Source organism: Frankia sp. AiPs1 (genome assembly GCF_023716945.1).
GTDB lineage: Bacteria > Actinomycetota > Actinomycetes > Frankiales > Frankiaceae > Frankia.
The window spans coordinates 1-10737 of sequence record NZ_JAMQQF010000180.1 but is presented as its reverse complement, the minus strand read 5'-3'; the positions used below and the strand labels follow the sequence as shown (position 1 = coordinate 10737).

The following is a 10737-nucleotide window of genomic DNA, read 5'->3' as shown; positions in this document are numbered from 1 at the left end:
GCGCGGCCCCACCCTGACCCACCGGCTGCGGACCGGCTGCGCCGCGCGAGACCGCGAGAGACCACGCAAGGCCGCAGGAGGCCCCGAGGCACCGGCGGGCCGTCAGCGGCCCGAGTCCTGCGCGGGTCGGCCGTGCTCCAGCAGCAGCGGGAGGAGCAGGTCGACCAGCTCGGTACAGGCCGCGACGAGCTCCGCGTCGGTGGTGATGTCCGGCTCGAGGCCATGAGCCAGCACCTTCATGGTGATCGCGCCGTAGAGGCACTCGATGACGCGGGCCTGGGTGATCGGGTTGATGGGTTCGCCGCGGTCGGCGGCCCGGCGGAGCACCACGCCTGCGGCTCGGCGATGGCGATCGGCCACGTCGGTGGTGACCTGGGGAGCGGCGCGGCTGGCCGCGGCCTCGACCGTGAGGCGCAGCGTCGCGAACCCGACGGGGTCGAGCAGGAATCGCAGCATGTTCGCGCTCAGGGCGATCAGGTCGCCGCGCAGTGATCCGGTGTCGACGTCCTCGATCGCGCGGGATCGCGCCAGGACGCTGTCGACGAGGAGCGCGTCGCGGTCGGGCCAGCGCAGGTAGACCGTGGACTTGCCGACCCCGGCACGCCGGGCGACGCCGTCGATGGTGAAGCCGGTCGCGCCGCGGTCGAGGTACTCGTCGATGGCGGCGTCGAGGATGCGCTGCTCGGCGTCGGCTTTGCGCGGCCGGCCGGGGGGCCGTCGCGCGGCGGTCGCGCCGTCGCCCATGGATCTCCTCTCCGCCGTGTCCGCGAGCCGATCCTCACCGTAGCGGCACCCGGCGGGACCCGCGGGATCCACAGAGACGATCTTTCACCGGGATTTACGGACGATTTTGTCCGATTCCTTGACACGTGACGACGACCACAGTTCACTAAGGTCACTCAGTCATCCCACTGCTCACCCTGGTCCGGTCGCCCCCGGTCCGGTCACCCCTGATCCGGTCGCCCCTGGTCCGCCCAGCCACTCCGTCGTGCACGCGCAGGAACGTCTCGAGGAGCCCCCATGTCAGACATCGACCGCACCCCGCCGAAGGTTCACCTCCGCATCAACGGGGAGAGACGCGCGTCCGGCTCGGGCGGCACCTACGGTCACGTCAACCCGGCCACCGGCGAGGTCGACGCGCAGATCCCGCTGGCGGACAAAGACGAGATCGACCTCGCCGTCACCGGGGCGCACGAGGCGTTCCAGAGCTGGAAGCGAACCCCGCCCGCCCAGCGGCGCGCCCTGCTCAACCGGCTCGCGGACCTGATCGAGGCCCATGCGGTCGAGTTCGCCCGGCTCGGTGCGCTCGACAACGGCACGCCGGTTGCCGTCGGAGCAGCCTTTCCGGTGCTCTCGGCGGAGTGGACCCGCTACTACGCCGGCTGGGCCGACAAGATCCAGGGCGACCTGACCGGCAACCCCGTCCAGGACTCCGAGCTCGGTTACACCCTCGCCCAGCCGTACGGCGTCATCGGGATCATCATCACCTGGAACGGCCCGCTCATCTCGCTGGCCATGAAGATCCCAGCCGCGGTCGCGGCCGGGAACACCGTGGTGGTCAAGCCCTCCGAGCTCACCCCGTTCAGCGGGGAGCTGTTCATGGACCTCGTCGAGCAGGCCGGATTCCCGCCCGGGGTCGTCAACGTCCTGCCCGGCACCGCCGAGGCGGGCGCCCAGCTCGTCTCCCACCCGCTGGTCAGGAAGGTCACCTTCACCGGTGGCCCGGCCACGGCCACCAGGATCCTCGAGGCGTGCGCGCCCAGCATGAAACCCGCCGTCCTCGAACTCGGCGGCAAGTCCGCCAACATCGTCTTCGCGGACGCCGACCTCGACCTGGCCTGCCAGCTCGGGACGACGTTCTCCCTGATCGCGCTGTCCGGCCAGGGCTGCGCCTTCGCGACCCGGATGATCGTCCACGAGGACGTGTACGACGAGGTCGTCACGCGGGTGGCGCTGATCGCGCAGAACATCCCGGTCGGTGACCCGTTCGATCCCGCCGTCGCCTCCGGTCCGGTCGTCAACCAGGCGGCCGTCGAGCGGATCCTCGGGATGATCGAGCGGGCCACCGAGCAGGGCGCGACCCTGCTGGCCGGCGGGAGCCGGATCAAGCGGCCCGGCTTCTACCTCCAGCCGACCGTCTTCACCGACGTCGACCCGGACTCCGAGCTGGCCCAGACCGAGGTCTTCGGACCGGCGCTGACGATCTTCAGGTTCCGGACCGAGCAGGAGGCGGTCGCCCTGGCCAACGGCACCCGGTACGCGCTGTCCTCCTACGTCCAGACCAGGGATCTGCAGCGGGCGCTGCGGGTCGCCGCCGAACTCGACGCCGGCGAGACGCTCATCAACGGCGCGACCAACCTGAAAGTCGGCCGGCCGTTCGGCGGGTTCGGGCTCTCCGGTGTCGGCAAGGAGGGCGGCCGCGAGGGCATCGAGGAGTTCCTGCGCATCCGCAGCGTCGGCATCGCCGTCTGACCTCACCGGCTTCTCGTCGGCTTCTCACCGGCTTTTCGTCGGCTCCTTACCGGCGCTCTACCGGCTTCCTACCGCCTCCTCATCGGCTCGCCAGACAGGACAGAAACAATGACCGGAAAGCTCGACGGGCGGGTGGCCTTCATCACCGGCGCGGCCCGCGGCCAGGGCCGCGCGCACGCCGTCCGCCTCGCCCGGGACGGCGTCGACATCATCGGCGTCGACATCTGCGCGGACATTCCGTCGATGAACTACCCCTGCGGCACCTGGGCCGAGCTCCAGGAGACCGCCGAACTGGTCGAGAAGGAAGGCCGCCGGGCGGTCATCGGCAAGGCCGACGTCCGTGACCAGCCTGCGCTTCGGGCCGTCTTCGACGAGGGGTACGCCGCGTTCGGCCGGATCGACATCATCCTGGCCAATGCCGGCATCCTGCGGCTCGGCGACAGCGTCGACCCGCAGCGCGAGTGGCAGGACACCATCGACATCCTGCTCACCGGTACGTTCAACACCGTCCAGGTGGCCGTGGAGCGGATGCGGGCGGGTGGGCGTGGCGGCTCGATCGTCATCACCTCCTCGAGCGCGGGGCTGAAGGGCACCGCCAGCGAGGAGCCCAGTGCCCAGGCCTACACGGCGGCCAAGCGCGGCCTCGTCGGCTACATGCAGGTCCTGGCCAACCAGTACGCCGCCGAAATGATCAGGGTCAACACCATCCACCCGACCGGGGTCGTCTCGGGCATGACGATGAACCCCGCGATGCAGGCGGCGATGGCGAAGGCGGACAGCAACGTCTCCGCGATGCAGAACGCCCTGCCCATCCCCATTCTGCAGCCGGAAGACATCGCGGGCGCCGTCGCCTACCTGGTCTCCGACGAGGCGACGTTCATCACCGGGACCCAGTGGGCCCTCGACGCCGGCTTCACCGTCCGCTGACGGCCGGAACAAGCGACGGCCCGGGACAAGCCACGGCCCGAGGCAAGCGACGACCCGGGACAGCTGAGGAGAATCTCCGATGACAACGCCCACCACCGAGGTCACCGACCATCGACTCGTGGGAGTCGGCGCGGTCGACGAAGCAGGCGACCGTTTCGACGCACTGCGTGCTCGGCACCGCGTCGTCAGGGTGATCGAACCCGAACGCTCGTACTGGATGGTGCTGGACCACGATCTCGTCCGTGAATGCCTGCAGAATCCGGCGGTCTTCTCCAGCGAGGTCATCACCCCGCTCAGCCCGGACCCGCCGCTGTCGATGATTCCCATCCAGCTCGATCCGCCGGAGCACACGCAATGGCGGCGGCTGCTGGCCCAGTACTTCTCTCCGCGCACCATGGGGCTGCTGCGACCGCGCCTGGAGGAACGCACCGCCGAGCTCGTGGCGGCGATCCGCGCCAGGGGCGCATGCGACTACGTCGAGGACTTCGCGCTGGAACTTCCGACGGTGGTCTTCCTGGAGCTGATGGGACTGCCGATCGACGAGTTGCCGACCTTCCTGGCGTGGGAGAAACAGGCGCTCGCCCCGACCGGCGAAGGCGACTTCGACAAGGATCGACAGATCGGCGGGATCTTCTCGGTCGTCGGGTACTTCCAGGCCGAGATCGCCCGCCGCCGGGAAAGCGGCGAGCGGGGCGACGGACTGCTCGGTGCGATGCTCGGCTGGGAGCTCGACGGCGTGCCGGCCCCCGACGACGCGCTGGTCAACTGCTGCCTGCTGCTGTTCCTGGCGGGGCTCGACACGGTGGCGATGAGCCTGTCCTTCGCGATGCACCACCTCGCCACGCATGATGCCGACCGTCGCCATGTCGCCGGGCTGGCAGCCGCCGGCGAGCCGATCGACGACGTCGTCGAGGAGCTGCTCCGGTTCTACGCCGTCCCCGAGGTCGGCCGGAAGGTGAAGCAGGACATCGAGGTCGGTGGGCAGCAGCTACGGGCCGGTGATCTCGTGCTCTTCCCGCTGGTCGCCGCGAACCGGGACGAGGCGCTCGTCGCGGGCGCGGATGCCCTCGACCTCACCACCGGTCAGGCTGCCCCGCACCTGGCGTTCGGCGCGGGCCCCCACCGGTGCCTGGGCTCCCACCTCGCTCGGATCGAGATGACCGTCGCACTCGCCGGCTGGCACCGCGTCATCCCGGAATACGCCCTGCGACCCGACACCACGCCCAGGGCGTACTGGGGCAACGTCCACGGCATCTTCGCCCTGCCCCTGGCGGAGTTCGGCTCCTGACGCCGCTGCCGACCCGCGACGCAACCAACCCCCGACGCAACCGACCCGGACGAAAGGAGGACCGATGAGAATCGTGGTCGACTCCGGGCTCTGCTCGGGCCACGCCCGCTGCAACGCCACCGCCGAGGATCTCTTCCCCCTCGACGACCTGGGCTACGTCGCCGTGACCGACCCGACGGTTCCGGCCGGCCAGGAGAAACGTGCACGCGACGCCGTCAGCGCCTGCCCGGAGCGCGCGCTGAGCCTGATCGACACGTGAGGGCTCGACGAGTGAAGGCTCCACGAGTGAGGCCAGCCGTTGTAGCGGGGCGGAGCGGGCGGTCGCGGTGCGGGCGCCACATCATCCCCGTCGCCGTCGAAGGTGTGGAAACCTGCTTCTGTGGCAGACACGAACAAAACGATCAATCTGGCGGCACTGACCGGCTGGCTGGACGACAACGTCCCGAGTCTGGGTGCCGGGCCGTTGACGACGGCGCTGGTCTCGGGCGGGTCGACGAACCTGATCCTGAGCCTCGACCGGGGCGGCCGCAAGGCGATCTTCCGTAGCCCGCCGCTGGCGGGCAGCCCGCAGGGTGCGCGGACGATCCAGCGCGAGGCCACCGTCCTGCGCGCGCTGACCGGGACGGACGTCCCGAGCCCGGAGTTCCTCGGCTTCTGCGCGGACGACTCCCTGCTCGGGGTCAGCTTCTACGTCATGGAGCTGGTCGACGGCTGGGCGGCCACCATCACCGCCGAGAACGAGACGATCTGGCCGGCGGGCTTCGACGGCGGCCCCGACCAGCACTACATCTGCTGGGCGATGACCGACGGGCTGGTCGCCCTGGCCAACCTCGACTACACCGCGGTCGGGCTGGGCGGCTTCGGTCGGCCCGAGGGGTTCCTCGAGCGCCAGCCGGACCGCTGGCTGGGCCAGGTCGACGGCTACCGCCAGCGCTACCCGAAGTACGAGCCGCGTGACCTGCCCGGGCTGCGGTACGTGGCGGACTGGTTGCGGGACAACGTCCCGGCAGGGTCGCGTCCCGCGCTCATCCACGCCGACTACGCGCCGAACAACGCGCTGTTCCACCACCGGCCGCCGGCCCGGCTCGCCGCGATCATCGACTGGGAGACCGCGACCATCGGCGATCCCCTGCTCGACCTCGCCGCCTTCGTCAACAACCTCGTCACCGCCGACGAGGACGACGGCGCCATGCGGTATTTCCAGCCGGGGCGCTTCCCCCACCGGGACGACGTCATCGCCTACTACGGCGAGCAGACCGGTCGGGACGTCTCGACGATCGGCTACTACTCGGTGCTGTCGAAGTGGCGCGCGGCCTGCATGATCGAGTACAAGGTCGCCGAGTCGATCCAGGGCCTGTCGCCGAAGGCCAAGGGCGACCGCTTCGACGCGATCGTCCGCCGCCTGCTGCTCGACTCCGAGGCCCTGGCCCGATCCCTGACGTGACGGCCGAGCCCAGCGGCAGACCTCATGCAGCGGCACTGACCGCCCTCCCGCGTGGGCGAGCAGGGCGGAGCTGCGCGCCGAGAAGGCTGGTGCCGCCGCCCTGACGCGCGATCGTCAACAGGGACGTTGGCTGTGGCGCAGCGGCAGTGTCGCGGAGCCCAGCAGCGCCAGCCTGTCAGCGTCGTCCGTGCCGGGATCGGGGTGGTAGACGACGAGCATGATCTTCTCCGTTCCGCTGATATGCAGCTTTTCCCGGTTCAGGCGCAGCTCGCCCACCTGTGGATGGTTGAAGGCCACCGCCGCGCCGACCCGGGGCCGCACGTCGTGGCGGGCCCACAGCTGCCGGAACATCGGGCTGGTCAGGGACAACTCGCCGACGAGTTCGATGACGCGCGGATCGTCGGTGTCGATGCCGACTGCCTCGCGGAAGTGGGCGACCAGGGTCGCGACGGCCTGCTCCCAGCCGGGGAGCAGGGCCTGCTCGCCGGGGTCGAGCAGAACGTCCCGCAGCCGGTTGGCGCCCGCTACCAGGCACGGGGACAGCGCCGTGGCCAGCGGGTTCGCGGCCAGGACATCGAGGTAACGCCCCTCGACGAAGGCGGGCAGCGGGAGCATCGCCACCAGCTTGGCCGTGCCGGGCGGGACGGACTCCGTCCGTCGGCGCCGGGGGCGCCGCGGCGTCTGCGTGGCGAGGCCGAGCAGGTACGCCCGGGCATCGTCGTCGAGACGCAGCACGCGGGCCAGCGACTCGAGTACCTGCACCGACGGGTGGCGGTCACGGCCCCGTTCCAGGCGCAGGTAGTAGTCGGCGCTGATGCCGGCCAGCAGCGCGACCTCCTCGCGGCGCAGCCCCGACACCCGCCGCACCCCCACGACGGTGACGCCCGCCTCCTCGGGTCTGACGAGCGCACGGCGGGCGCGCAGGAACGCGCCCAGCAGGTTCGACTGCTCGATCATGCCCACACAGTAGGTCAGCGAGGGCAGCCGTGAGGGGCCCCGCGAGACCCCCGGTTCGCGGGGACTCTGGCTCGGCGGCGGCGTCGGCCGGATCGTCACCCACAGCGCAGACCACTCCACCGGCTCTGACAACTCCACCAGCTCTGACAGCTCTGACAGGTCTGACAGCTCTGACAGCTCTGACGGCGCGCACAGTGCCAAGACCGGCCGCGCGATCTCATCGCCCGCGGCGCATCGCGAAGGAGCAACGATCATGCCTCCGCTGGCACTCATCACCGGCGCGTCCGCGGGAATCGGCGCGGCATTCGCCGAGCGCCTGGCCAGGGACGGCCACGACCTGATAGTCGTCGCGCGGCGGCGGGAACGACTCGAGGCGCTCGCCGCCGCGCTGCCCACCACCGAGGTACGGGTCGTCGCCGCCGACCTGTCCACCGACGAGGGCATCGACACCGTCGCCGAGCTGTGCGCGAACCGGCCGCTGACGATGCTCGTCAACAACGCCGGCGTCGCGCACTACATGGCCCTGGCCGAACTACCCGCGGCGAAGGCGCGTGAACTGGTCCACGTCAAGGTCGTCGCGCCGACAATGCTGACCCGCGCGGCGCTGCCCGGCATGCTCGCCCGCGGCGCGGGAACAATCGTGAACGTCGCCGGAATGCTCGCCTTCTCGGGACCCGCGCCGGCATCCCCGCTGCCCCGCGCCGTCTACGCCGGCACGTTGGCCCAGACGGTCACGATGTCCCAGACCCTGCACGCCGAGCTGGCGGGAACCGGCGTCAACGTGCACGTCGTCTGTCCAGGTATCGTCGCCACCGAATTCCACCAGGTTCAGGGCCTGGATCTGTCGGCCATCGACCGGATGTCCGCGCGGGACGTCGTCGACGGCGCCCTGGCCGGCATCGAACTCGGCGAAAGCGTCAGCGCCCCCGGCGTCGAGGACCGCGGCCTGCTCGAGAGCGTGTTCGCCGCGGAACTCGCCGCGTTCGCGGGCCAGAGCCCACGACTTGCGTCCCGCTACCGGGCCAGCGCGGACCGCTCGGCGAACCACTCGCCGTTGTCCCACGATCGCTGACCTCTCCCCCGCGCTTCCTCGCCGGTCACCGATTCACGTCGTGCCCGGTCAGAGACGTGACCGGCAACGGCCGGCCGAGGTGACAGGTCATCCGAAAGGTCGTCTGTCCCGCGGCTCCCCTACCGGCGACAGCATGGCGACCGTTTGTTCGCCGTCCCGGGGTGAAGGTAGAGTTTTTCTGACGGTATCCAGTTAGAGGTATCTGTGGCTGCAGATTGGCTGCCGATCGTCGGCACGGCGATCGGTGGGGCTGTTGCGCTCGCCGGTGCGCTCGTGGCGGACTCACGACGCGATCGGAGTCAGCGTGTTCGAGACCGTGAGCTCGACCGTTGGCGGACCTACGTCGACTTCGCGGAGGCACTGGACGCGGCCCACTCGGCGCTACGGGAGGTCGCCCGCGGCGGAATGTCGACACCGGATCGCCATCCCGCTGCGGATCAGGCCGTGCAGCACTCGGGTGTGTACCGCGTCCGTGAACGGTTACTCATGTCCGCAACGATCGACGGGGTGATGGCCGGGGAGTCCGCGTTCCACCGGCTCATCGACATACGCAACGCGGTCCGCGCGGGTGCGGCCTTGTCCACGCCGGAATACCACAGCGCATACCACCCGTTCGCCGAAGCGCTGTGGATCTTCCGGACCGCCGTGCGCACCGAGCTCGGCGAGGAGATCCTCACGCCGGCCGGGCTGGGACGACCAAGCTGGTCCGAACGCGAGTCCTGCCCCCAGTGCGGGCAGGCAGCCCCGTGAGTCGAGCCAGGTCCGCTGGTTGTCTGTCGCCGCACGGGAGCCACATCTGACCGCCGGGACGCCGCGGAGATCAGGATCGGGTGGTTGCGGCGAGCAGTTCGTCGGTGGCCCGGCGCAGGCGCTGGCGGGCCTCGGGGTCGTAGGCCTGGGCGAGGGCGCGGGTCTCCCGTTCGCCGGCGAAGTACCGGCCGGTGCCCGAGGCTGCGGCGGGGCCGGTGATCAGGCGCAGGGTGGCGTCGCCGCCCTCGGTGACGGTGCTGCTCACGGGGGATCCGGCCTGGCGCACCATCGTGGTGTCCATGAAGGTCGCGGGGTGCAGGGCGTCGGCGGTGATGCCGGTGCCGGCCAGTTCCTCGGCCAGGTCGAACGTGCTCATGATCTGGGCGAGCTTGCTGCGGCGGTAGGCACGGACACCGTCGTAGTCGCGGGTGGTGAGCAGGTCGGCGCAGTCGAGCGGCTCCTGCCCAGCGGAGGCGACGTTGACGATCCTCGCCGGGGCGGACCGGGTCAGCAGCGGTAGCAGCAGTCGGGTGAGCCGGTAGCCGGCCAGGTAGTTGACGGCGAAGCGCAGCTCGATGCCGTCGGCGCTGGTCTCGCGGGTGGCGTCCGGCGCGCCGAACCCGACGCCGGCATTGTTCACCAGCACGTCGAGCCGGTCGGTGTGCCGCTCGACGTCGGCGGCGAGGCGGGCGACGTCGCCCAGGTCGGCCAGGTCGGCGAGCAGCACCACCGGCTCCGGCCCGCCGGCCGCCTCGATCCGGGCGCGTACCTGCTCGGCACGGTCGGTGTCCCGACCGTGGACGAGGACCCGCCAGCCCGCCTCGCCCAGCCGTACGGCGAGATGGCGGCCCAGCCCGTCGGTCGCACCGGTGATGAGAATCGTTCGCCCGTCCATCGCGTCTTCTCCCGCTCGATCGATCTCGGCTCTCGGTCGCTCTCCGGAGCCGTGTCACTTCCCCCACGCGAGAACCCGGCGACCGCGGCCAGTCTTCCGTGGGACGGCGGGAAGGCCGAAAGCGGTTGTTCGACCGCCGGTTCCGAGCCGGCCCCGAAGCCAGGTGCGCCCGGGGCGGCGAGCGTCCGGGCCGCACCGGGCGAGCCGATCGGTGGAGTCTGCGGGTAGGAACGTTCGGTGCGGGAACAGGCACTATCGGTGCTCGCGATGCGCCGCCGAACCGCAGGAGACACGACAGCCCAGGAAAGGGGTCGATCCATCATGACGACGACCGTGGAGCGCGGGAGCATCACCGGGACGAAGGACGCCCAGTACGACCTGCTGTGGTTCACCCAGATCTGCCTGAGCAACGCGCTGCGGCTGGAGACCTACGCCGCCGACGCCGAGCGCGACGGCGACCTGGAGCTGCACGACCTGTTCCGCCGGGCGCAGACCGAGAGCCGCAAGGGCGCCGAGCAGGGCAAGCAGCTCCTGCGCAACCGGCTCTGACCGCCGGCGGCTCTGACCCGGCGGCTTTAACACCAGCGGCTTTTACACCCGGCGGCTTTGACCACTGGTGCTCCGGGCCCCGGCTGCGTTACGGCGCGCCGGGCGGGACGAAGGGTAGGCCGGGCGGTGCTCCCTCGTCGAGCAGGCGGCGCAGGGCGGCGGTGTCGAGATGGTCGGCGACCAGGTCGCCGAGGACGTCGAGGCGGCGTCGGCGCACGTCGGCGAACCGGGTGCGGGCGGGAACGAACGCCCGCCCGGCCGCGCGGGCGACATCGACGAGGTAGGCGCGGCGGAACTCGTCGTTCTCCAGCAGCCCGTGCCAGCTCGTGCCGGCGACCGCGCCGACCCGGACCCCGTCGGCGGCGAACGGCTCGGCGCCGGGA

The 10737-nt window shown here is 70.9% G+C and carries 11 protein-coding genes and 1 pseudogene; 8 read left to right on the top strand and 4 right to left on the bottom strand.

From position 1 onward, the window contains the following. Positions 1-102 precede the first annotated feature (102 nt). Positions 103-744 carry a TetR/AcrR family transcriptional regulator gene (locus ND748_RS16585; protein WP_251746706.1) on the bottom strand — a complete coding sequence of 214 codons (642 nt, stop codon included), beginning with the start codon at positions 742-744 and terminating at the stop codon, positions 103-105. Positions 745-1020: 276 nt separating this feature from the next. On the opposite strand from ND748_RS16585, the gene ND748_RS16580 reads away from it, so the two are divergent. The 5 genes from ND748_RS16580 to ND748_RS16560 all read left to right on the top strand — a co-directional run bounded on the left by ND748_RS16580 (position 1021) and on the right by ND748_RS16560 (position 6131). After that, complete coding sequence (locus ND748_RS16580) at positions 1021-2472, top strand: aldehyde dehydrogenase (protein WP_251746705.1); 1452 nt, start codon at positions 1021-1023, stop codon at positions 2470-2472. Between the two features lie 108 nt (positions 2473-2580). Further along, the gene (locus ND748_RS16575) at positions 2581-3399 is read left to right on the top strand and encodes a mycofactocin-coupled SDR family oxidoreductase (protein ID WP_251746704.1); all 819 of its coding nucleotides are present in this window, start codon (positions 2581-2583) and stop codon (positions 3397-3399) included. Positions 3400-3478: 79 nt separating this feature from the next. Continuing rightward, positions 3479-4687, top strand: a complete 1209-nt coding sequence (locus tag ND748_RS16570) for a cytochrome P450 (protein ID WP_251746703.1) — start codon at positions 3479-3481, stop codon at positions 4685-4687. A 64-nt stretch (positions 4688-4751) separates the two neighbouring features. Continuing rightward, on the top strand, positions 4752-4946 hold the full coding sequence (locus ND748_RS16565) for a ferredoxin (protein WP_251746702.1): 195 nt from the start codon (positions 4752-4754) through the stop codon (positions 4944-4946). A 120-nt stretch (positions 4947-5066) separates the two neighbouring features. Next, the gene (locus tag ND748_RS16560) at positions 5067-6131 is read left to right on the top strand and encodes a phosphotransferase family protein (RefSeq protein WP_251746701.1); all 1065 of its coding nucleotides are present in this window, start codon (positions 5067-5069) and stop codon (positions 6129-6131) included. Between the two features lie 114 nt (positions 6132-6245). Here ND748_RS16560 and ND748_RS16555 read toward each other — a convergent pair whose 3' ends face one another. Then, positions 6246-7088 carry a helix-turn-helix transcriptional regulator gene (locus ND748_RS16555; RefSeq protein WP_285902233.1) on the bottom strand — a complete coding sequence of 281 codons (843 nt, stop codon included), beginning with the start codon at positions 7086-7088 and terminating at the stop codon, positions 6246-6248. A gap of 253 nt (positions 7089-7341) precedes the next feature. On the opposite strand from ND748_RS16555, the gene ND748_RS16550 reads away from it, so the two are divergent. Both ND748_RS16550 and ND748_RS16545 read left to right on the top strand, forming a co-directional pair. Further along, the gene (locus ND748_RS16550; protein WP_251746699.1) at positions 7342-8160 is read left to right on the top strand and encodes an SDR family oxidoreductase; all 819 of its coding nucleotides are present in this window, start codon (positions 7342-7344) and stop codon (positions 8158-8160) included. A gap of 204 nt (positions 8161-8364) precedes the next feature. Then, positions 8365-8910 (top strand): hypothetical protein, encoded by a 546-nt coding sequence (locus ND748_RS16545; protein ID WP_251746698.1) that lies wholly within the window; start codon positions 8365-8367, stop codon positions 8908-8910. 70 nt (positions 8911-8980) lie between these two features. Here ND748_RS16545 and ND748_RS16540 read toward each other — a convergent pair whose 3' ends face one another. Continuing rightward, complete coding sequence (locus ND748_RS16540) at positions 8981-9805, bottom strand: SDR family NAD(P)-dependent oxidoreductase (RefSeq protein WP_251746697.1); 825 nt, start codon at positions 9803-9805, stop codon at positions 8981-8983. Between the two features lie 321 nt (positions 9806-10126). Here ND748_RS16540 and ND748_RS16535 point away from each other — a divergent pair, with 321 nt between their 5' ends. Beyond that, complete coding sequence (locus ND748_RS16535) at positions 10127-10354, top strand: hypothetical protein (protein ID WP_251746696.1); 228 nt, start codon at positions 10127-10129, stop codon at positions 10352-10354. A gap of 88 nt (positions 10355-10442) precedes the next feature. Here the strand turns inward: ND748_RS16535 and ND748_RS16530 are convergent. Continuing rightward, positions 10443-10737, bottom strand: a pseudogene (locus ND748_RS16530) (cobyric acid synthase); the annotation flags it as partial.

Coding starts and splice junctions, on each gene's coding strand:
- ND748_RS16585 (WP_251746706.1), bottom strand. CDS start 744: ATGGGCGACGGCGCGACCGCCGCGCGACGGCCCCCCGGCCGGCCGCGC.
- ND748_RS16580 (WP_251746705.1), top strand. CDS start 1,021: ATGTCAGACATCGACCGCACCCCGCCGAAGGTTCACCTCCGCATCAAC.
- ND748_RS16575 (WP_251746704.1), top strand. CDS start 2,581: ATGACCGGAAAGCTCGACGGGCGGGTGGCCTTCATCACCGGCGCGGCC.
- ND748_RS16570 (WP_251746703.1), top strand. CDS start 3,479: ATGACAACGCCCACCACCGAGGTCACCGACCATCGACTCGTGGGAGTC.
- ND748_RS16565 (WP_251746702.1), top strand. CDS start 4,752: ATGAGAATCGTGGTCGACTCCGGGCTCTGCTCGGGCCACGCCCGCTGC.
- ND748_RS16555 (WP_285902233.1), bottom strand. CDS start 7,088: ATGATCGAGCAGTCGAACCTGCTGGGCGCGTTCCTGCGCGCCCGCCGT.
- ND748_RS16550 (WP_251746699.1), top strand. CDS start 7,342: ATGCCTCCGCTGGCACTCATCACCGGCGCGTCCGCGGGAATCGGCGCG.
- ND748_RS16540 (WP_251746697.1), bottom strand. CDS start 9,805: ATGGACGGGCGAACGATTCTCATCACCGGTGCGACCGACGGGCTGGGC.
- ND748_RS16535 (WP_251746696.1), top strand. CDS start 10,127: ATGACGACGACCGTGGAGCGCGGGAGCATCACCGGGACGAAGGACGCC.